This is a genomic window from Comamonas sp. DB36, assembly GCF_057914905.1.
Window position 1 is genome coordinate 2,605,357 of record NZ_CP196631.1, and the last position, 21,719, is coordinate 2,627,075.

At 64.7% G+C, this 21,719-nt stretch carries 16 protein-coding genes; 6 read left to right on the forward strand and 10 right to left on the reverse strand.

What is annotated here, in order from left to right:
- Positions 1 to 262: 262 nt before the first annotated feature.
- From ACSVDO_RS12010 to ACSVDO_RS12025, 4 genes are all read right to left on the reverse strand, one after another.
- Positions 263 to 2,815: an AI-2E family transporter gene (locus tag ACSVDO_RS12010; protein ID WP_489592322.1), complete on the reverse strand. Its 2,553-nt coding sequence runs from the start codon at positions 2,813 to 2,815 to the stop codon at positions 263 to 265.
- Positions 2,816 to 2,943: 128 nt separating this feature from the next.
- Positions 2,944 to 3,801: a sensor histidine kinase gene (locus tag ACSVDO_RS12015; protein ID WP_489592323.1), complete on the reverse strand. Its 858-nt coding sequence runs from the start codon at positions 3,799 to 3,801 to the stop codon at positions 2,944 to 2,946.
- A 41-nt stretch (positions 3,802 to 3,842) separates the two neighbouring features.
- Positions 3,843 to 4,553 (reverse strand): LuxR C-terminal-related transcriptional regulator, encoded by a 711-nt coding sequence (locus ACSVDO_RS12020; RefSeq protein ID WP_489592325.1) that lies wholly within the window; start codon positions 4,551 to 4,553, stop codon positions 3,843 to 3,845.
- Between the two features lie 211 nt (positions 4,554 to 4,764).
- A complete protein-coding gene (locus ACSVDO_RS12025; protein ID WP_489592327.1) occupies positions 4,765 to 5,037 on the reverse strand; it encodes a hypothetical protein in 273 nt (90 codons plus the stop codon).
- A 282-nt stretch (positions 5,038 to 5,319) separates the two neighbouring features.
- Between ACSVDO_RS12025 and ACSVDO_RS12030 the strand changes: the two genes are divergently transcribed.
- The 4 genes from ACSVDO_RS12030 to ACSVDO_RS12045 all read left to right on the forward strand — a co-directional run bounded on the left by ACSVDO_RS12030 (position 5,320) and on the right by ACSVDO_RS12045 (position 9,283).
- On the forward strand, positions 5,320 to 5,817 hold the full coding sequence (locus tag ACSVDO_RS12030) for a hypothetical protein (protein WP_489592329.1): 498 nt from the start codon (positions 5,320 to 5,322) through the stop codon (positions 5,815 to 5,817).
- A 97-nt stretch (positions 5,818 to 5,914) separates the two neighbouring features.
- Positions 5,915 to 6,352: a hypothetical protein gene (locus ACSVDO_RS12035; RefSeq protein WP_489592330.1), complete on the forward strand. Its 438-nt coding sequence runs from the start codon at positions 5,915 to 5,917 to the stop codon at positions 6,350 to 6,352.
- 205 nt (positions 6,353 to 6,557) lie between these two features.
- Positions 6,558 to 8,156: a DUF4384 domain-containing protein gene (locus tag ACSVDO_RS12040; RefSeq protein ID WP_489596395.1), complete on the forward strand. Its 1,599-nt coding sequence runs from the start codon at positions 6,558 to 6,560 to the stop codon at positions 8,154 to 8,156.
- Positions 8,157 to 8,161: 5 nt separating this feature from the next.
- On the forward strand, positions 8,162 to 9,283 hold the full coding sequence (locus ACSVDO_RS12045) for a tetratricopeptide repeat protein (RefSeq protein WP_489592332.1): 1,122 nt from the start codon (positions 8,162 to 8,164) through the stop codon (positions 9,281 to 9,283).
- Positions 9,284 to 9,319: 36 nt separating this feature from the next.
- On the opposite strand, the gene ACSVDO_RS12050 is transcribed toward ACSVDO_RS12045, so the two are convergent.
- Together ACSVDO_RS12050 and ACSVDO_RS12055 are read right to left on the reverse strand one after the other, a co-directional pair.
- On the reverse strand, positions 9,320 to 11,671 hold the full coding sequence (locus ACSVDO_RS12050) for a Tex family protein (protein WP_332536614.1): 2,352 nt from the start codon (positions 11,669 to 11,671) through the stop codon (positions 9,320 to 9,322).
- Between the two features lie 244 nt (positions 11,672 to 11,915).
- Positions 11,916 to 12,371, reverse strand: a complete 456-nt coding sequence (locus ACSVDO_RS12055) for a hypothetical protein (RefSeq protein ID WP_489592334.1) — start codon at positions 12,369 to 12,371, stop codon at positions 11,916 to 11,918.
- A gap of 39 nt (positions 12,372 to 12,410) precedes the next feature.
- On the opposite strand from ACSVDO_RS12055, the gene ACSVDO_RS12060 reads away from it, so the two are divergent.
- The gene (locus ACSVDO_RS12060) at positions 12,411 to 12,980 is read left to right on the forward strand and encodes a hypothetical protein (RefSeq protein ID WP_489592336.1); all 570 of its coding nucleotides are present in this window, start codon (positions 12,411 to 12,413) and stop codon (positions 12,978 to 12,980) included.
- 418 nt (positions 12,981 to 13,398) lie between these two features.
- Here the strand turns inward: ACSVDO_RS12060 and ACSVDO_RS12065 are convergent, their stop codons facing one another.
- Positions 13,399 to 14,427, reverse strand: a complete 1,029-nt coding sequence (locus ACSVDO_RS12065) for a cysteine peptidase family C39 domain-containing protein (protein ID WP_489592338.1) — start codon at positions 14,425 to 14,427, stop codon at positions 13,399 to 13,401.
- Positions 14,428 to 14,547: 120 nt separating this feature from the next.
- On the opposite strand from ACSVDO_RS12065, the gene ACSVDO_RS12070 reads away from it, so the two are divergent.
- On the forward strand, positions 14,548 to 15,618 hold the full coding sequence (locus ACSVDO_RS12070) for a DUF72 domain-containing protein (RefSeq protein WP_489592340.1): 1,071 nt from the start codon (positions 14,548 to 14,550) through the stop codon (positions 15,616 to 15,618).
- Positions 15,619 to 15,625: 7 nt separating this feature from the next.
- Here the strand turns inward: ACSVDO_RS12070 and ACSVDO_RS12075 are convergent, their stop codons facing one another.
- From ACSVDO_RS12075 to ACSVDO_RS12085, 3 genes are read right to left on the reverse strand one after another with little or no spacing between them, the layout of a single operon-like run.
- Entirely contained in the window at positions 15,626 to 17,107 is a 1,482-nt protein-coding gene (locus tag ACSVDO_RS12075) for an efflux transporter outer membrane subunit (protein ID WP_489592342.1), read from the reverse strand.
- Positions 17,104 to 20,280 (reverse strand): efflux RND transporter permease subunit, encoded by a 3,177-nt coding sequence (locus ACSVDO_RS12080; RefSeq protein ID WP_489592344.1) that lies wholly within the window; start codon positions 20,278 to 20,280, stop codon positions 17,104 to 17,106. The genes ACSVDO_RS12075 and ACSVDO_RS12080 overlap by 4 nt, the downstream gene beginning before the upstream one ends.
- A 16-nt stretch (positions 20,281 to 20,296) precedes the next feature.
- Entirely contained in the window at positions 20,297 to 21,640 is a 1,344-nt protein-coding gene (locus ACSVDO_RS12085; RefSeq protein WP_489592346.1) for an efflux RND transporter periplasmic adaptor subunit, read from the reverse strand.
- Positions 21,641 to 21,719 lie beyond the last annotated feature (79 nt).

Genomic DNA, 21,719 nt, shown 5'->3' on the forward strand with positions numbered 1-21,719 from the left:
TGACGCAGCGCGTGCTGGCAGCAGCAGCGACGTCATTTGCAGTATGGGAAGGGCCGAGGCTCGCGCAGAAAGAACAACTGTTGGCAGTACTGGAATCGCCGAGGACGCGCAGACTGCTTCGCAGCCGCCTTTGGAGCATCTGCCCCTCTGGCGTCGCTGGCGTCGCTGGCGATGGCAGGATCAACGCAGCGCGCGTGCCAAGGACGCGCGCTGACCCGCTTTTGCAACACCTGAGGCGCGCGCCTGGCGCGGCGGGCTTGACTCAGACCATTGCCGGCCCAGTGCCCGGGCCCAGCAGCGGGCCAGGCGCAGGTTCGTCTGCCGGCGCGCCAGGCATTGCTGGCCCCGCGTCCGACGGCGGCGGCACTTCCGCGCTGCGCGACAGCGTGGTCTGGAGTTGGCGCGCCATATCATGCAGCAGCGCGAACTCGTTGGCGGCAAGGTTGCGCGGCTCGGTGTCCATGATGCAGAAGCTGCCCAGCACCATGCCATGGCGGTCATGCAGCGGCACTCCTGCATAAAAGCGCAGATGCGCCGATTGCAGCAGCGGGTTGTCGGCAAAGCGCGGATCGCGCGCGATGTCCTCGACCTGCAATTCGCGGTCTTCGTGCACCACATAGGAACAGACCGACAGCGCGCGCTCCAGGCCGCTGCCGTGCGCGCCGTCGCGTGTCGAAGTCAACAGCGTTCCCGGCGTATGCACCCAGTCGGCGTCGACCAGCGAGACCTGGGCAAAAGGCACATGGAAGGCATTCGCTGCGTGCACCACCATGTCGTGGATGGCCTCGGTGTGGTTGGTATCCAGCCAGCCGCTGGCATGGAGCGCCGCGACGCGCTGCGCGTCGTTGTCGCCCACGGGCGCGGCCAGCGGCCCGGCATCGGACGAAGCGGCGAGCAAGGCATCGGCACGCAGCCGCAGTTCGCGCACGCTGGTGGTGATTGCCTGCACCCCCAACTGCGCGGCCGCGCCTTCGGCCAGCAGCGCGGGCGGCGCATTCCACAAGGCCAGCACGATGCGCAGGCCGGGCCAGCGCCGGTGCAGCCTCCGGCAGATCTGCCGCACCTGCGCCTCGGGCTGGGGAGTGAACACCGACAGGCACAGCAATTCGACTTCGCCCCAGCTGGCGTCGTCGGGCGCCTGCATGCGCGCGCTGAGCGCATGCACGGAGTGGCTGGCCGCATGACCGCTGAGGGCCAATGCATGCGCCATGGCCGCGGCCGCGAGCGCATCGACTTCCCAGCGCGCGCCCACGCAATGCACGCGCGGGCGCGGCGCAAGACCGGTGTCGGCGGGCGCGGGCGCCGGATATTGCTCCGCAAGTTCCGCCAGCAGCAGCTCCATGCCCTGCGCCAGGCGCAAGCGGTGCTCGGCCGTGGCCGCGCCCGTATGGTGGCTGGTGGCCACGCGCAAGGCAGGCATCACCACATCGTCATACAGTCGGGTCACGCCGTCACTGACCTGGGCCGGCGTGGGCTTGGCAGGCAGCAGCGTGTCGACGGTGTCGGTGCACAGCTCTATGGCCTCCTCCACATCGCCGCCCAGCAGGCGCTGGTAAAGGCGCCGCGGCGCGTCAAGCACGGGGGCATTGCCCAGCAGCACTTCCATGAATTTCAGCGCCGGCAGGTAGCGCCCCAGCACCAGCAGGCACACCGTCAGCGGCGTGGACAGGATCAGGCCCACGGGCCCCCACAGCGCGGTCCAGAACGTGGCCGCAACGATGATCGACAGCGTGGACAGGCCCGTGCTGGTGCCGTAGAGCCAGGGCTCGACCACGTTGTTGCTGATCAGCTCGAGCAGCAGGATCAGGCACAGCGTCCAGAGAAACATGTTCCAGCCGGGGTCGACCGCAAAGGCCAGCGCCAGCGGAAACACCGCCGAGACCATGGGCCCCACATAAGGCACGAAGCGCATGATGGCCGCGACCACGCCCCAGAGAATCGCTCCGGGCACGCCGATGAACCACAGCCCGACCGCCATGGGTACGCCATAGCTTGCGTTGACGATGAACTGCATGCGCAGATAACGGCCTATGCGTTCGGATGCTTCGTCGAGCGCATTCGTCGCCAGATGCAGGTTGCCGCCCATCAGCCGCACCAGCCGGTCGCGCAGGTCATCGCGGTCCAGCAGGATCAGCACCACGAACAGCAGCACGATGCCGGCCATCAGCACGGGCTCGCTGATCTTGTCCAGCCAGGCGGTGAACTGGGCCAGGGGCTTGAGCTCGATGGGCTGGATCTCGACCTTCTGCACGCGCGGCGCGGGCGCACGGCTGCTGGGGCTGGTGATTTCCTTTTCGACCGTGTCGTAGGTCTTGCGCGCGCCATCCCAGACGCTGGGGCCGCTGATGTACTTGCGCAGATCGCGCAGTTTGGTGCGTATGGTGCTTTGATAGGTCGGAAGATCGGAGCTCAGCTGGCTGACCTGGTTGCCCAGGTAGGCGCCCATGCCGCCGAGCGCGCACAGCGTGATGGCGACCACCAGCAGCGTGGACGCCATGCGCGACAGACCCCAGCGCTTGAGCCGGCTCACGGCGGGATCGAGCAGGAACCCCAGCAGCAGCGCCAGCGCCAGCGGCACCAGCAGTTCACGCCCGAAGAAGAGGCCCGCGATCACCAGCGCGGCAATCAGCAGGCCGATGAGCAGGCGCAGGGCCGGAAGCATGGATGCCAGCTGGGCAAACACCGGGGTTTCGACCGCGGCGCGCTCGGGTGCTTCGCCGCGCGGTCGCGAAACCTGTGAAGTCTTGCCCGATGATGGAGCGGACTGCGGCCGCGCGGAGGCAGCCGATGCGGGTTCAGGGAAATTCTCGGGCATGGCTTGGGCGGTGGGTGGCAGAGGAAGGCAGCAAGCGTCCATTGCATCCCAAAGCTCCCGGCATGCCTGTCAGCGGGGACCCCGAAACATGTTCAGGATTGTGTGAATGACTCCTGCGCAGCGCGCCGTCAATGCCGCGCCGCTGCAACGGGCCAGTACACATGCACGCATACACCGCGCCCGGCTATGCCCGGACCGCGTTCCAGACGCGCGCCGGCCCGCGCCGCACGGTAGGCCATGCCGTGCAAGCCCTTGCCATAGTCCGATGCGCCCGCGTCCTGGACGATGCCCACGCCATCGTCGCGCACGCGCAGATGCCATTCGTCCTGCTCCTGCTCGAGCCGGACTTCAAGGGTCTTGGCCTGCGCATGCTGGAGCATATTGCTCAGTGCTTCCTGAACAATGGCCGCAATGTGCTGCGCGGCCTCGCCCGTGAACAATCCCGATTGATGGTTATCGGGCACTTCCCACTGGCAGTCGATGCCGCGGCGTTCGAGCACGGGCTGCAAGCGGTGGCGCAGGATGGCCAGTCGGTCGGTCAGCATGCTCTGGTCGCCATCCATGCTGTCGACCAGCAGCCGCAGGTCGAGCAGGCAATGTTCAAGCACTGCATGCAGCTGTATCTGACGCGTGTCGCTGGTATCGAGCAGCATCGCAGCGTTGACCAATTGCGAGCCGACGGCATCGTGCAGCGCGCGCGCAATGCGCTGGCGTTCCTGCTGGATTTCGCGCGAGGGACGGGGATTGCGCCGGCGGCGCCAGACGAGGGCCCGCCAGGCCTGCAGTCCCAGCCAGGCACCGACCAGCAGCCAGCTGGCCAGGGCCGCGCCGGCCACGACGCGAACGGAGGCATCCGCAGCGGGCTGCAGCCGCCCGCTGGCTGCCAGCCAGCACAGCAGGACCAGGGGAAAGAACCATAACAACAATGCCAGCAGCGCCAACAGTGCGGCAAGATCGGCACGGCGCAGGGATGGATGGCCGAACATGGTTCGCCGGCAAAAGCCGCTGCGTCAGCAAGGCCGACACATCAGAACATCCCCCGCAGCGACGCAAAGCGCACCGCCTGGGCACGCGTGCGCACCTGGAGCTTGCGGTAAATGTTCTTGATGTGGGTGTTGACGGTCATGCTGCTGATCGCCAGCCGCACGCCGATCTCCACGCTGGTATAGCCGCCGGCCACCATGCGCAGCACTTCGCGTTCGCGCGCGGACAGGCGCTCGGCCTCGTCGGGCTGGCGCCGGCGCACTTCCTCCACGGCGGTCTTGTCGAAGCGTTGCAGCAGGCGGCGCGCGAGGTTGGGCGTGATCGACGCGCCGCCGTTGGCGACCTGCAGCACCGCCATCGGGTAATTGCCGAACCAGGAGTTCTTGATCAGATAGCCCGTGGCGCCGAGCTCGAAAGCGCGCAGCACCAGATCGTCGCTCTCCATGATCGACACCACCACGGCTTCGGCCGACGGATGCAGCGTCTTCATGAAGTCGATCAGCTCCAGCCCTTCGCCGTCGCCCAGGTGCATGTCGACCAGCATCACATCGAATGCGTGCTGGCGTATCGCCTTGCGCCCTTCCTTGATGCTGCTGGCCTGCGCCACCAGCAAGGTGCGTTCGTCGGCCATCAGCTCCTGGGCGATCACCATGCGGATATGTGCATCGTCATCGATCAGCAGCACGCGCACCGGCTTGTCCACCTGGCCGATCAGGAAATTCGGCCAGATTCGCGCGCCAGCCTGGGCAGACATGGAGGGGTACGACTGCGGCTGCAATGAGGGTGGCGCCGCCGTGCAGACCGGACTCGGGGCCTGCGCCGCTGTAGGGCTGTCGATGGTCATAAGAAGTACCCCTTCTACAGAAACAAGCGTCTAGTGCTTACAGGGACAGCCTGGGCGCTGAGTGGTTCAGACACGAATTGATGATGAAACAAATATCTACACCTAGTTCACAAAAAATTTATTAATTACCAAATTTACTTTCTGTTGCTAAACAACTGGGTAGAAAACGCACGAATGCCGCAAGCGTGGTGACGAGCAGGCCTGGAGCATCGCCGATATCAGTGACCTGGGCCAGTAACAAATCCTGAATGGCCGTTGCCGCGCTCTCCGGCCCTCCTGCCCGGGAGGCAAGCATCTGACTGCGTGTTGCAGGGCCACGCAACGCCGTACAGAAAGTATGAGAACGACGAGAAAAATTGCACTTCACACTCTTGTACTCATGTTTATTTGTCAATGTTGCTCTAGTTTCATTTGGTTACAGGTTTGTGTACCAACCTATCTTTCATAGCGAAAACTTGTTGATACATGCGCCTTCATTGGTAAATCAACAGATCCAAACGATACAGATTGTGGTCAACAGGTTACCGCCAACGGGCGATGGAACAAACCTCTGCTGGCTCGCACAGTAGCAACCAGGCAAAGCGCACAAACGCTGACTCCTGCGGGAACCAGCAACGTTTTGCCCTTCACCGTTCGAGCGCTCCGCTCCTTCACTTTTGAAACCAAGGAAACTGTCATGAAAACGCTTGCCATTCTCTCGCTGAGCCTGATTTCTGCAGCTGCATTTGCCACCGGTCCTGGCGGCGGCTCTGGTGGTGGATCCGGTGGCGGATCGGGCGGCGGCTCGGGCGGCCCAGGTGCCCCCTCCGGCCCGCAGATCAACATCAATGCTCCTTCGATGCAAATCACTTCGCTGTCGCACTCGGCGCTGAAGAACAGCGCGACCGGCAACGGCGAAGCCCGACAGAACGTGGCAAGCAACACCGGCAACGTGAACATCAACGCCGCGTCGCTGCAACTCGTCACCGCCAAGGGCAGCGGCATCATCAACGAAGCCAACAACGACGCCACCGCCACGCAGAACTTGGCCACCAACATGGGCAAGGTCAATGTGGACGGCAAGCAGCTGCAGATGGTGGCGCTCAAGCATTCCTACGTGGGCAACTTCGCCAGCGGCAACTCCAGCGCCGTGCAGAACGTGTCCAGCAACAACGGTTGCCAGGCTTGCAACTGATGCAGGCTTGACCGGGTTGCCTGCAGCCCGGGCCGGCGGCGGTACGCTGGCTTCCCAGAGTACCGCCGCCGGCCTACTTACCGAATGGAGGCTTGCCATGACATTTCCTACTGTCGCCTCGCCGCGGACGCGAATGGTCTGGGCCTGGCTGCTGCTTGCGGCCGCGTCTCTACTCGTGGTCGGCACACCGGCTGGCGCGGCGCCGGGTGAAGATCCGCTGGTGCTGAACGCTCCGGTCCAGCACCTGAACATGCCCTGGGCCGCGGCTGCCCCCTCCAAAGGCCTGGAGACTCTGGACGAAATGCCGGTCGCCATCCAGGCCAAGGTCGCCCGCTATCTGGCCAAGTCGATGTCCAGCAACACCGAGGGCATACAGACCGACGAGGACGTGATCACCACGAAAAACACCCAAGGCCTGCGCCGCAGCTGCACGCAGGAGATCGCCAGCAATACCGCGCCCGGCAGGAACGGCACGATCAACGCGGCCCCGCAGATCGTGGTGCTGCGTGGCGACCTGATCAACGCCTGCCGCTGAACGCCGGCAGTGCAACCCACTGGACCAGACGCGGCCCAGCCCCAATTTCCTCGCGCCACGGCGCGGACCTGACTGCCTTTTGCGGAGCTGCATCATGGATTATTCCAAGCGCCCTCGGCACGATGTGCCTTCCCCATGTCCGCCTGCGCCCAAAAGCGAGCATCGCTTGTGGCGCACCGTGCTGGCATCGACCCTGGGGCTGAGCATGCTGCTCGCGGGTTGCACCGCTCCGCTGAACGCGCGCAAGGATGCCAAGTTCCAGAGCTATGCGTACGCGGAAAACCGCCCCACGGTGCGCCCGGTGCGCTCGATTTCGAGTTTCTCGGATTCGCTGATGTGCATGGACCGCCTGCTGCGTGAGACCGGCATGCCCACGACGCTGATCACCAGCAAGCAGTTGCCCGACTACTCCGGCCGCGTCGCCGTGGCGACCAAGGAAATGGTTGTCACCGCGCTCTCGCAGATGTCGCGGCTGAGCAATGCCTTCCGCTACGTCGACTACGAAGTCGACATCGCGCGCCAGGACACGGTGCAGAACCTGACCACCATCCTGCTGAACAACAACCAGATGCAGCTGCAGCGCCCCGCCCTGTACATCTCGGGCGCGATTGCCTTTGTAGACCAGAACGTGCTGCGCAACGAGTTCGATGTCGGTACGTCCGCCAGCCGGCTGGAGACAGGCTACAGCCGAACCCGCAATGCGACCGTGATCGGCCTGGAAATGCACCTGGGTGAGTTCCGCAACCGCACCATCATTCCCGGCCTGGACTCGGCCAACGAAATCATCATCGCCAACGGCGGCCAGGGCCTGGACCTGGCGGGCCGCATAGGCAGCTATGGCGTGCAATTCACCGTGGGACGCGACTACGCCCAGGGCTCGGGGCCGGCGGTGCGCACGCTCGTGGAGCTGGGCATGATAGAGCTGCTGGGCAAATGGGCACGCGTGCCATACTGGCAATGCCTGACGCTGGAACAGACCCACCCCGACTTCCAGCGCCAGCTGCGCGACTGGTACGAGGAATCGGGCCCCGAAGCGCGCCTGCAACTGGTGCAGCGTTCGCTGATCCGCAAGGGCTATCTGCCGCTGACCTCGCAGGTGCTGAGCCCGCAAAGCGGCGCGCTGCGCACCGCGCTGGCGCGCTTCCAGGCCGACCAGGGCATGGTCGTCACGGGCGTGACAGATTTCACCACCTACGAGCGCGCGCTCAGCGGCTTTGTCGGCGTCGGGCCCGACGGCAAGCTCACGCGTGTCGGCTGGACCAGCAAGAACGGGCAAAGCCTGGAGCTTCCGGGTACGGCCGGCGTGACCGTCGCCGAGCGCGTGATCGACATGCAGATAGAAAACATCATGCTGGACCGCACGACATTCGAAGTCGGCGAGCAGATCTTCCTTTCGGCGACCGTCTCGCGCAACTCCTACATGAGTTGCTACATGAGCAGCGCCACCGGCACCGTGATCCGGCTGCTGCCCAACAGCACCAACCCGTCGGGCTGGGTCTCGGCCAATCAGGCGCTGCGCATTCCTGACTGGATGAGCCCGCAGCCTGGCTTCGTGATGGACGCAGGGAGCCCGGGCAATGAAGGTGTGGCCTGCTTTGCCAGCGGCAATGACCTCGGCCAGCAACTGCCTGCGGCGCTCCAGGGTCCGGCCTTCGCTCCCGTGGCTGGAATGCGCACGCTTGACGATGTGACCGCAGCGCTGCAGCAAGCCGCAGGAGCCGAACGCGTGACCGCGCAGCGCCTGATGTGGCAGGTCGTGCCGCGCCGCGCAGCAGCAGCGCCGGCTGCAGGCGCCGCAAAGTGACCGCCATGCCCAAGCGCAGCACCTTCATCCACGGCCCGTGCCGGACCGGCTGGCGCCTGGCCCTGGGCATCACGCTGGGCCTGGGCCTGCAGTTCGCGGCTTCGGCCCAGGCCCTGGCCACAGGGCCGATAGCCGAAGAGCGCGGCCCGCAGCGCGCGCCGCCGGGCAGCAGCGTCGCGCCTTCACCCGAAATCGACCCCGCGCATGTGCAGCCGGCCGCGCCCACCCTCGGCGGCGGCGCGCTCGCACCCCAGTTGCAGGCACTGGAGCGGCTGCGTGCACAAGCGAGCACAACGCGCCAGGGCAAGACCGCCCAGCGTGATGCCGCCTGGATGCTGGGCCTGGTGCTGTTGCACGGATCGGGCGCCCCCGCCGACCCGGCCGCAGCCCACCAATGGTTCAAGCGAGCGCATGAACTCGGTCATCCGCTCGCAGCGGCCGGCCTGGCCTGGTGCGCGCTGGATGGCTGCACGGGTGCGCCCCGGCCAATCGAGGCCGCGCCCTGGATTGCCCAGTTGCGCCGCAGCGACCCGGCGCGTGCCACGTACTTCGAATGGCTGCGCGCAAAACACATGGCGCCGCTGCAGCGCAGCAGCCGCGCACCCGCTGCCGACTCGCTGCTGGCACGCGCCGCCGCGAGCGGCAACCCCGCCGCGCAGGTGGAATATGGCCTCGCCTTGCTTGAACACGGCCAGCGGTCGGCCGCGCTGCGGCTGTTTCGGCAGGCCGCAGCGCGCTCCCCCGCAGCAGCGGCGAACGCCGAGTGGCTGCAAGCCGGGGAGTCGGCCAGCACTCCGGTGAATCAGAACCTCGAACAGAGCGCGCAATGGCTTGCGCAAGCCAGGCGCTACCACCGTGGCGACGGCGTGCCGGCCAACTACACCGAAGCCCTGCGCCTGTACCAGCGCGCGGCCAATGCGGGCAATGCCGAGGCGCGGCGCATGCTGCAGACCATCTATTCGCGCCCTGGACCGGGCGGGGGCATAGACATCGCGTGGATGCAGCAGCTGGCGCGGCTGAACCTGGATGCAGCCGGTCAGGCCGTGCCCGGCACGCTGGCCGGCGTGCACGCATTTGCGCGCGACCCCACGCCGCTCTACGACCTGCTGCCCGCGCAGTGGCGGTGATGCAGGGCGCAGGGCGTGCGCCGCGAATATGCCGGGCTACTTGCGTCCGGGCTGCAGCTTGGCAAACGCCGAGGCCATGGCGTTCTGCGCCACCGGTTCGTTGCGCCGCGGGGGCGATGCATAGCCGCGGCCCGCGCCTTCGAAGCGGTTGTCGCGCGGGCCGTCGCGGCGCGCGGGCGCGGCGTCCAGCTTCATCGTCAGGCTGATGCGCTTGCGCGCCACGTCGACTTCGAGCACCTTGACCTTGACGATCTGCCCGGTCTTGACGACTTCGCGCGCGTCGGTGATGTACTTGTGGCTCATCTGGCTCACATGCACCAGACCGTCCTGGTGCACGCCCAGGTCGACGAAGGCGCCGAACTGCGCAACGTTGCTCACCGTGCCTTCGAGCGTCATGCCTTCCTTGAGGTCCTTGATGTCGTCGACGCCGTCGTTGAAGCGCGCGACGACGAAATCAGGCCGTGGATCGCGCCCGGGCTTTTCGAGCTCGCCCAGGATGTCGCGCACCGTGATCACGCCGAACTGCGCGTTGGCGAACAGCTCGGGCTTGAGCGTCTTGAGCATGTCGGCGCGGCCCATCAGCTCGGCCACGGGCTTGCCGGTGGTCGCGATGATGTTCTCGACCACGGGATAGGTTTCGGGGTGCACGCCGGTCATGTCGAGCGGGTTGTCGCCGCCGCGTATGCGCAAAAAGCCCGCGCTCTGCTCGAAGGTCTTGGCGCCCAGGCCGCTGACTTCCATCAGCTGCTTGCGGCTCCTGAAGCTGCCGTTGGCATCGCGCCAGCGCACCACCGACTTGGCGACGCTGCCCGACAGCCCCGAGACGCGCGCCAGCAGCGGCGCGCTCGCGGTGTTCAGGTCCACGCCCACGGAGTTCACGCAGTCTTCGACCACGGTGTCCAGCGTGCGCGCCAGCTCGCTCTGGTTGACGTCGTGCTGGTACTGGCCCACACCAATGCTCTTGGGGTCTATCTTCACCAGCTCCGCCAGCGGGTCCTGCAGGCGCCGCGCGATGCTTGCCGCGCCGCGCAGGCTCACGTCCACATCGGGCATTTCCTGTGAGGCGAATTCGCTGGCCGAGTACACGGACGCGCCGGCTTCGCTAACCACGACCTTCTGGATGTTCTGCTCGACCTTGGCCATGAGCTTGATCAGCTCGCCCGCGAGCTTGTCGGTCTCGCGGCTGGCCGTGCCGTTGCCGATGGCGATCAGGTTGACGCCATGCTTTTCGCAGAGCTTGGCCAGCGTGTGCAGCGCGCCGTCCCAGTCCTTGCGCGGCTCGTGCGGAAACACGGTGGCAGTATCGACCAGCTTGCCGTTGGCATCGACCACGGCCACCTTGACGCCGGTGCGAATGCCCGGATCGAGGCCCATGACGGTGCGCGCGCCTGCGGGCGCGGCCAGCAGCAGGTCGCGCAGGTTGTCGCCGAACACCTTGATCGCGACCTTTTCGGCGTCTTCGCGCAGGCGCGAGAACAGGTCGCGCTCGGTCGACAGGCTCAGCTTCACGCGCCAGGTCCAGGCCACGCATTTGCGCAGCAGGTCGTCGGCCGCGCGCTTGGCGTGGCTCCATCCGAGGTGCAGCGCGATCCGGCCTTCGGCAAGACTCGGCTGGCCCGGCTCGGGCTCGACCGGCAGCACCAGCTTGGCTTCGAGGATTTCAAGCGCGCGGCCGCGGAACACGGCCAGCGCGCGGTGCGAAGGCACGCGGCCAATGGGCTCGTCATATTCGAAGTAATCGCGGAACTTCGCGACTTCGGGGTCGTTCTCGTTCTTTGCATCGACCTTCTTGCTGCGCAGCAGGCCCTCTTCCCAGAGCCACTCGCGCAGCGCCTGCACCAGCACCGCGTCTTCGGCCCAGCGTTCGGAAAGGATGTCGCGCACGCCGTCCAGCACGGCCAGCGTGTGGGAGAAGTCGGGGCCGGGCTTGCCGTCGTCAAGCAGCGTCGCGGGCCGGCAATAGGCCTGGGCTTCGGCGTGCGGATCGAGCGTGGGGTCGGCAAACAGCTTGTCGGCCAGCGGCTCTATGCCGAACTCCTTGGCAATCTGGCCCTTGGTGCGGCGCTTCTGCTTGAACGGCAGATAGATGTCCTCGAGTTCCTGCTTGGTCGGCGCGGCGGCAATCGCCGCGCGCAGCGCGTCGGTCAGCTTGCCCTGCTCGTCGATGTTCTTGAGTACCGACACGCGCCGGTCTTCGAGTTCGCGCAGATAGGAAAGCCTGGCCTCGAGCTCGCGCAGCTGCACGTCGTCCAGGCCGCCCGTGACCTCCTTGCGGTAGCGGGCGATGAAGGGCACGGTGGCCCCGGAGTCCAGCAGCTCTACGGCCGCGGTGACCTGCTGCTGGCTGACTTTGATTTCTGCGGCAATTTGCCCAATGATTTTTTGCATGCGGTACTCGCCCCACGGCGATGGATCAAGGGAAGCCTGCCAGTGTGCCATAGGCGCGAAAGCTCATGCGAAAGCGATGGACCGCGTCCCAGACAGTGGCCTGGACTTCAAAACCGATGATTATTCAGTGCGCAGGATGTTTTCGAACTGATGTTTACCCACGGGAGCATTTTTCCCGCCAGGCATTGGAACTTTTCCCGGCAGCCTGCGACTCAACCCAAACACTTATCCGGACCCGCCCACCTCATTGAGAAATCTGACCTGAAAACCCGAATTCACAACGACATCCATCCATTGATGAATGTTTTTTTAAAATCATCTGGGACTGAATTTTATGGCGCCGCACGAAAACGGTCATTGCTTTCTGAAATTCGACGATATACATGCGAATATCGAAGCCATCGCTGAAAGCACTTGGGCGCCCCTTTACAGCAGCCCGAAACAGGTATCTGACAACGCCGGACGCGATGTCTACGCCCTGGCGCTCGAAGCCCATTACTTCTTTGAATAGACGGAAGGAGCAGCACTCGGCATGGAAGCCGAAACGGGGCTGTTCGCGACGGCCAGGAACGTGGACATGGCGAACATGGAACTGGCCGATTGGAAAGCTGCGATGAAAGCATCCTGTGGATGCCGCCGGGACATACGTCCAGCCATTCAATGCGCCGCTGGAAAGCACACAATCGCCGGCCACGCCCATGGGGCCCAATCATATCAATCTTGCATCAAAGGATATGTCATGAGAAATTTCCCCAGAATATCGTCATTCTTTTTTGGAAATTTAAGCATCTCCAAGGCGTTATATGGAAAAGAAAACGATGATGCTGACGAAAAAAGAAAAGAGCAAAATAAAAAGATAGCCACGAAAAACTCCTTCATGGGAATAATCACCCACCGGATTATTTCTTCGCAACCGTCCATAATCGGGAAGTCCGTCAGACAGAAATTCTACTCATCCATTGGCCATCTATTGAAGCCTGGCACGTTCTTGAGGATTTTTGATAACCTGAGCCCTCAAACCACCAATGACAAGCCGCTTTCGGTGAGAACTGTCAGCATTCCACCGCAAAGCCTGGGATGCTGGCATGAGCCCGAACCCCTGCAGTCGACGCTGGATCAACTGAAGAAGGATCTGCATTCAATTCATGAGAAAAACCAACAGAACTTCAAGGCATCGACCGCAGATATCAGCAGCGCCGAATCATTGACGGCACTCAAGAAAGGCGACCCCAGGGAAGCCGAACTCCAATCCAAGCGGGGAGAACAGGAGAGGAAAGTGGCCGGCATCAAAAAGCGCTTGGGCGAATAAACGCATGTGCGGGCCTCGGCCTACGAAATCGTCATCGATGGAAGACTTTACGCAACCATCGTGGAAGCCGAAAAATCATCCGATGCCGGCAGGCACATCTCTGGGCGGAAGCGAGAAGCTGCGCACGCGTGCCGCATCCGCGCCACCGATGGCAGGGTATGTCAACCCACCAGCCAACATCGATTCCGCAGCGAGTGCCAGGCCACAGGACAATTTGCCAGTTGTCGAATCAGCCCCCAGAAAGCCCAGGGCAAAGTAAAGAATATCAGCACGACTTTTGACTGGAGCACGTTGAAGCCTGCAAGCACTCCGAAGTGGCCCCAAAGCAATCATAAATCCTGAAGATTCAAACCGCCTGCCACACCACCGCATGCGCGCAAGCCCGTCTTCGGCCGCTGGTGCCATCCATGTATTTCGATCAACGCACTCTGGGAAGATTATCGGGAATTTTAAGCCAGCTGTTTCCTATCGCGGACGCGGTCGCAAGCACCGAAACGCCCAGTCTGTCAATTATTCCAAACGAGAAATCCGCGTCTTTTCTTCTCCCGAAACCCGGCGATTCGCTACTATCCGAATCATCGATCTTCTCAAATTGCATCAGCGGCGCTTGCATATATTCCTGCTCCCAATCCAGATGCGCGTTCAAATCCTCCAGACTGGCACATCGATTTCCTAACAAGGGGCAATACACATCGATGCGACCCAACAAGGCATTGGCACCGTGGACGACGAGGTAATGATTCTCCAGCTCGCACAGCAGCGGCCCTTTCTTCAAGCTCTCCTGTATCTGTTCACAGGTGTAGGCCTTGTGACCCTGGGCCAACAATGGCAGATCGACCAGACCGTTTCTTCGCAGTTCGGCAACCAACTCCTGCTTGGAATTACCTTCGAATATACTCCGCGAATTTGTCGCAGGATCGTAGTCGATTCCATGATAGGCAAGAATCATGTTTCTGCTGGCCTCGCTGCAGGCATTGGCTCGTTCCTGTTGCATGCCTATGATGTCCACATGCACTGTCGCAGTTTCGTACACTCTTTTAACCATTGCTTCCGAAAAATCGGAATGATTCATCAGTTCTGAGAAAATCATGTTTCTGAGGGAAAAGAGACTGACTCCCTCGATTTCCTTGGATTCCCCTTCGGGATATTCCCGAAAACGAATTCCTCCCTGGGGCAGGTCGGAAATCTCATACCGCCTGTCATCGAGCGTCAATTGCATCGGTATTTCCGCGGAGGCCGGGTCCCACATGATAATGGCCTTCCCCAGATCAAGCAGGTCATTCTTCATCTCCGACGCGACACTGGTCTTGTACGCGCCATAGATTCCCATGGTGATGATGTTGAGGATTTTATCCAAGGTCTTGGCCATCGGAGTCGACAGGCTTTCGCTGGAAACCTGATTGGAACCGATTGCCGTGAGCGTATGCTGCAGCGATGCAATACTCATCTTCTGTTTCCCGCAGTTGAGCGAATGGGGGGCAGCCCGGCAATGCCCTCTGCACGCCTGGACGTACCGGACGACACGTCATGGGTTTTGTGGCATTTTTTAACAAACCGTTCCAATTTCATGCAAAACGACTTATTTGACGATGCTTTGCCGCCGGGCGACGCTGGCAAGCCGGCCAGCGGCCAGGCGCCGGGCGCCGATGCCGCGCGCAGGGCCGCGGTACAGCCCGCGCCCACGCCGCCGGATCTGCATGCGCTGGCCACCGCCCTGCCCGCCCAGCTGCGCATGGGCGCCTCGACCTGGTCCTACCCGGGCTGGGACGGCCTGGTCTGGGACGGAGCCTATGATGCCAGCGTGCTGGCAAAGAAAGGGCTGCAGGCCTATGCCCAGCACCCATTGCTGCGCACCATATGCATTGATCGCAGCTTCTGGCGCCCTCTTACCGTGAGCCAGTACGTCACTTACGCGGGCCAGACGCCGGCGGATTTCCGCTTTGTCGTCAAGTGTCCGTCCGTCATCACCGACGCGCTGGTGCGCGCCGAGGACGGACGTGGACGTGAAGCCAACCCCGCGTTTCTCGACCCGGCGCTGGCCGCAACGGCCTTCGTGCAACCCACGCTCGAAGGCCTGGGTGATCAGTTGGGGGTGCTGGTGTTCCAGTTGAGCCCCTTGTCCTGGGACTGGCTGAGCCGGCCTGCCGAACTGTTTGCGCGCTTGCAGGCGCTGCTGACCAGCGTGCAGTCCCAGCTCATTTCGCATCCGCAAGTGATCGTCGCCGTGGAGGTGCGCGATCCCGAGCTGCTGGTGCCGGCCTTTGCCGACGTGCTGCGCGCCACCGGCGCCACGTTCTGCCTGGGACTGCACGGCAAGATGCCGCCCATCGAGGAGCAACTGCCGCTGCTGCGCTCTCTGTGGCCGGGCCCGCTGGTATGCCGCTGGAACCTGAACCGGCGCTTTGGCGCCTATGGCTATGAAGACGCGCAGAAGGCACATGCACCGTTCAGCGAAATACGCTCGCCCGACCCGCACACGCGCATGCTGCTGGCGCGCACCATCGCCGGCATCACGGGCCGCGGCCAGCGCGCCTACGTCACCGTGAGCAACGACGCCGAAGGCTGCGCGCCGCGCTCCATTGCACTGCTCGCCGAAGCGGTGCTAGAAGCCGCCGCCCAGGCGCCGCGCGCGCGCTGAAAACGTTTCAGCGGTTGACCGGTGCAGCCGCCGCAGCCACGGCCGCCACCGGCTCGCCGCCCAGCACCTTGATCAGCGTCACGCGGTTGAGCTGCTCCTGCAGCTGCAGCGTGATCAGCGTCTGCTGCGCGGCGTAGAGGCTGCGCTGCGCGTCGAGCACGGCCAGATAGTTGTCCACGCCCGACTTGAAGCGCGCCTCGGACAGATCGAAGGCCTTTTGCGTCGAGGCCACGAGCGAGGCCTGGGCGGACAGCCGCTCGGCCCACTGCGCGCGGTCGGCAAGCGCATCGGCGGTTTCGCGAAAGGCCGTCTGCACGGCTTTTTCATATTGCGCCAGCGCGACCTGCTCATTGGCCTGGGCCACGGCGACGTTCGCGCGGTTGCGCCCGCCGTCGAAGATGGGCAGGCGCACCAGCGGCACGAAGCTCCAGGTGCTGTTGCCGCTGCCGAACAGGCCGGACAGCTCGTTGCTGCCCGTGCCCAGCGAGGCCGTGAGGCTGATGGTCGGGAACAGCGCGGCGCGCGCCGCGCCGATGTTCGCATTCATCGCGCGCAGCTGGTACTCGGCGGCGCGCACATCGGGGCGCGCGAGCAGCACGCTCGACGGCAAAGGTACCGGCAAAGGCGCCAGCGCGGCAGCGGACGTAGCCGCCGACAGCTGCAGCGGCGCCGGCATGGCCGTCTCGGGCAGCGGACCGCCGACCAGCAACTGCAGCAGATTGCGGTCGCGCACCACCTGGCTCGCAAAGCTGGCCACGTCGGCGCGCGCGGCATCGACCGTGGTGCGGTTCTGTTCGAGCACCAGGCCCGAGGTCGAACCCAGTTCATACATGCGCTGGGTCAGCCCGAACGATTGGCGGCGCGCGGCCAGCGTCTGCTCGGCCAGCGTGAGCCGCGCCTGGTCGGCGGCCAGCGTGAGCCAGGCATTGGCGACGTCGGCCAGCAGCGTCAGCTGCACATTGCGCTGGTTCTCGCCCGACTGCAGGAAAGCCTGCAACGCAGCTTCGTTGAGGTTGCGCACCCGGCCCCACAGATCGAGCTCGTAGCTCGTCATTGCGAGCTGGGCGGTGTACTGGCTGGCCACGGCCGAACGGCCGGAGCTCGTCAAATCGGCCGCCGTGCGGCTGCGATTGCCCTGGCCGTTGGCGTTGATGCTCGGCAGCAGATCGGCTTCGGTGACGCCGTACTGCGCGCGCGCCTTGTCGATGTTGGCCAGCGCCACGCGCAGGTCGCGGTTGTTGGTCAGCGCCAGCGCCAGTGCTTCACGCAGGCCCGGCGACTGCACCCAGGCCAGGGCCTGGGCCGCATCGAGGCTCGCGGGCGAGGCCAGCACGGGGGTTGCAGCCGTGCCGACTTGCGCCGGGACCATGCCCGTGGGCGTGCTGTATTGAGGCGCGAGGTTCATGCAGCCGGTCAGCGCCGCGGCAGCCAATGCCGCGGCGCTGGCCAGTCCGTGGAGTCGATATGCGTTCTTGGATTGGATGGTCATGCCACGCCCTTTGCGTCGCTGTCGTGTGCATCGATGGCCGGCGCCGCGCCCTTGGGACGCGAGGCAAACCAGCTGCGCACCAGCAGGAAAAACACCGGCACGAAGAAAATCCCCAGCACCGTGGAAAACACCGTGCCGCCGAGAACGGCCGTACCGATGGCCTGGCGTCCGCCCGCGCCCGCGCCGGTACCGATGGCCAGCGGCAGCACGCCGAAGCCAAACGCCAGCGAAGTCATCAGAATGGGCCGCAGCCGCAGGCGCACGGCCTCGACCGTGGCGTCGCGCAGATTGCGGCCCTGCTCCTGCAGCTGGGTCGCGAACTCGACGATCAGAATCGCGTTCTTGGACGCCAGCCCCACCGTGGTCAACAGCCCCACCTGGAAATAGACGTCGTTGTGCATGCCGCGCAGGCCCGTGAACAGCAGCGCGCCCACCACGCCCAGCGGCACGGCCAGGATCACGGCCAGCGGCACGGTCCAGCTTTCATAGAGAGCGGCCAGGCACAGGAACACGAACAGCACCGAGATCGCATACAGCAGCGGCGCCTGCGCGCCCGACAGCCGCTCCTGGTACGAAGCGCCGGTCCATTCGTAGCCAATGCCCACCGGCATCTGCGCCATCATCTTTTCAATAGCATCCATGGCCGCGCCCGAGCTCACGCCCGGCGCCGCGTCGCCGACGAACTCGAAGCTGGGACTGCCGTTGTAGCGCATCAGCTGCGGCGAGCCGTAGGTCCAGCTGGTCGAGGAGAACGCCGAGAACGGCACCATCTCGCCCTTGTCGTTGCGCACCGTCCATTGACCTATGTCCTGGGGCAGCATGCGGTAGGGAGCGTCGCCCTGCACGTAGACACGCTTGACGCGGCCGTTGTTCAGGAAGTCGTTGACGTAGGTTCCGCCCATGGCGCTGGACAGCACGCTGTTGATGTTGGCCGTGCTCACGCCCAGCGCCGCGGCCTTGCGGTCGTCGATGGTCACGCCCAGCTGGGAGGTATCGTCCAGGTTGTTGGTGCGCAGGTTCTGGATCGTCGGCTCGGACGGGGCCAGCGCCAGCAGCTTGTCGCGCGCGGCCACCAGCGCCTCGTGGCCCAGGCCGTTCAGGTCCTTGAGCTGGAAGTTGAAACCGGCGTTCGAGCCCAGGCCGCGCACCGCGGGCGGCAGCATCACGAAGATGCGCGCATCGCGCAGGCGGCGCAGGTCGCGCGTGGCCTTGCGCGCGATCGCGTCGGCGGTCTGCTCCTTGCCCGGGCGCTCGGCCCAGCTCTTGAGCCGCACGAAGCCGCGCGCCGACGCCTGGTCGCCACCCAGGCCGGTGATGGAGTTGAAGCTCACGACATCGGGCTGCGCGGCGAAATACTGCTGCACTTCGGCAATCACCGCCTGCAGGCGCGCGTTGGTGCTGCCCGAAGGCAGCGTGATCTGCACCTGCATGTAGCCCTGGTCCTCCACGGGCAGGAACGAGGTCGGCAGCTTGGTGAACAGGAAGGCCGTGCCCGCGCAGATCAGCAGGAACACCAGCGCCATGCGCTTGCTGCGCGAAAGAAGCCTGCCCACCGTGCTCTGCGCCTTGTGCGAGCTGTAGTCAAAGCCCTTGTTGAAGGCGCCAAAGAAGCGGTCGATGCCGCCGCGCAGGCCGGGGCGCGGCGCGCCGTCATGGTGGCCATGGCCCTTGGCCACGGGCTTGAGCAAGGTCGCGCACAGCGCGGGCGTGAGCGTCAGCGCGACAAACACCGACAGCACCATGGCCGAGACGATGGTGATGGAGAACTGACGGTAGATCACGCCCGTGGAGCCGCCGAAGAAGGCCATGGGAATGAACACCGCCGACAGCGTCAGCGTGATGCCCACCAGCGCGGGCGTGATTTCGGCCATCGACTTGCGCGTCGCCTCCTTGGGCGACAGCCCCTCCTCGCTCATCACGCGCTCGACGTTTTCCACCACCACGATGGCGTCATCGACCAGCAGGCCGATGGCCAGCACCAGGCCGAACATGGTCAGCGTATTGATCGAGAAGCCCGCGACCGACAGCACGCCGAACGTGCCCAGCAGCACCACCGGAACGGCGATTGCCGGAATCAGCGTGGCGCGCAGGTTCTGCAGGAACAGGAACATCACCACGACCACCAGCAGCATGGCCTCGAACAAGGCCTTGACCACTTCCTCGATGGAGGCGCGCACGAACGGCGTCGAGTCCGAGCTGATGAAAGGCTTGAGGTCGTTGGGAAAGAACGGCTGCATTTCGGCCAGCTTGGCGTTCACGGCCTCGGAGACCGCCGTCGCGTTGGCGCCGTCGGCCAGCACGATGCCCATGCCCGCGCCGGGGCGGCCGTTCAGGCGCGACGTGATGCTCAGGTTGTCGGCGCCCAGTTCCACGCGCGCCACGTCCTTGAGCAACACGGCGGCGCCGTCGGCCGAGGACTTGAGCAGGATGGCTTCGAATTCCTGCACGGTCTTGAGCTTGGTGCGCGCGGTGATGGTCGCATTGAGTTGCTGGTCATTGACCGCCGGCAAGGCGCCCAGTTGACCCGCCGAGACCTGGGCGTTCTGGTTGTTGAGCGCCGTGATGACGTCGGACGGCATCAGCGCGTATTTCTGCAGCTTGGCCGGGTCCAGCCAGATGCGCATCGCATAGCCGGTGCCGAAGATCTGGATGTCGCCCACGCCGTCGACGCGGCCGATCACATCGACCACGTTGCTGGTCAGGTAGTCGCCGATATCGACCTGGCTCACGTTTGGATCGGGCGACGTGAAGCTGTAGGTGGTCAGATAGTCATTGCCGCCCTTGTTGACGAACACCCCGCGGCTCTTGACGGCCTCGGGCAGGCGATTCATTGCCGACTGCAGCTTGTTCTGCACCTGCACCTGGGCAACGTCGATGTTGGTGCCGGGGCTGAAGGTGAGCGTGGTGCGCGAGCGGCCCGACTGGTCGCTGACCGAGTCCATGTACAGCAGGTTGTCGATACCCTTGAGCTGCTGCTCGATCAGCTGCGTGACCGAGTTCTCCACGGTTTCGGCCGAGGCGCCGGTGTAGGTGGCGGTGATGGTCACGCGCGGCGGCGCGATATCGGGGTACTGCTCCAGCGGCAGCGTGGAGATCGACAGCGCGCCCGCAAGCATGATGACGATGGAAATGACCCAGGCAAAAATGGGCCGGTCGATGAAAAACTGTGCCATGGTGTGCGGCTCTCTCTCAGGGCTTGGCCGCAGGAGCGGGAGCCGGCGCGGCGCTGGCCGGCGCGGCGCTGGCTGGCGCGGCATCGGCCGGCGGCTTGCCGTTCGCCTGCGCCGCGCGGTCCGACGCCGCCTTGGCCTTGGCGTTCAGGTCCACTTCCTGGGGCTCGACGGCGTCGCCGACCTTGATGCGCTGAAAGCCATCGACAATGATCTTGTCGCCGGCGGCCAGGCCCGAGGTGACCATCCAGCGGCTGCCGATGGCGCGGTCGATTTCAATCGGCCGGCGCTGCACCTTTGCCTCGGCGTCGACCACCAGCACGCTGGCCTTGCCGGCGATATCGCGCGTCACCGCCTGCTGGGGAACCAGCAGGGCCTCGGGCGCCACGCCCGTGGGCAGCAGCGCCTGCACATACATGCCGGGCATCAGCACGCCTTCGGGGTTGGGCACCACCGCGCGCAGCGTCACCACGCCGGTGCTGGGGTTCACGATCACGCCGGCAAATTGCAGCTTGCCCTTGTGCGAATAGAGGCGGCCGTCTTCAAGCCGCAGTTGGATCGCCAGCGCATCGCGCTCGAGCTTCTCGAAACGCCCATCCTGGATATCGCGCTTGAGCTGCAGCAGCTCGGTGCTCGATTGCGTGAAGTCGACATACATAGGGTCGAGCTGGACGATGGTCGTCAGCGCATCGACCTGATTGGCCGTGACCAGCGCGCCGGGGGTGACCGTCGACAGGCTGGTCTGACCGCTGATCGGTGCCTGGATGCTGCTGTAGCGCAGGTTGATGCGCGCGTTCTCCAGCGCGGCCTGGGCCGCGGCCACATCGGCCGCCGATTGCGCCACCGCGGCCTGGCTTTCCTCGTTCGCCTGGCGGCTGATCGCATCGATCTTCACGAGTTCTGCATTGCGTGCCGCCGTCGCCTGCAGCGTGCGCTGGCTCGCACGCACCTTGGCCAGCGCCGCCTCGGCGCTGGCCTGCGTCGCGCGCAGCGAAGCGGAATCGATCTGGTAGAGCGGCTGGCCGGCCTTGACGCTCGCGCCTTCGGTGAACAGGCGCTTTTGCACGATGCCCGAGACCTGGGGGCGGACTTCGGCCGTGAGCGATGCACGGGTGCGCCCCGGCAGACTGGCGTCGAGCTGCTGGCTCTGCGCCTTGAGCGTGACTACGCCCACCTTGGTCGGCACCTTGGCCGCAGGTGCCTCGGCGGCCTTGGGCGAGCAGCCTGCCGTCACGACGACCACAGCCGCGGCCACGGCCGCCATGCGCCACGCCGAAAACTGCTGCCGCGCCGCCAGGGGGCGATCGGAAGGCCAATGGGACAGCAGGCGCGCACGCAGCGAGAGAGACAGGGCAGACGTCATGGGGTGCATCTTGAAATTGAAAGGCGAGCACCATTGTGCAAGCCTAATATTTACTTTTTGTAAAGCCGGCGCGCACAGG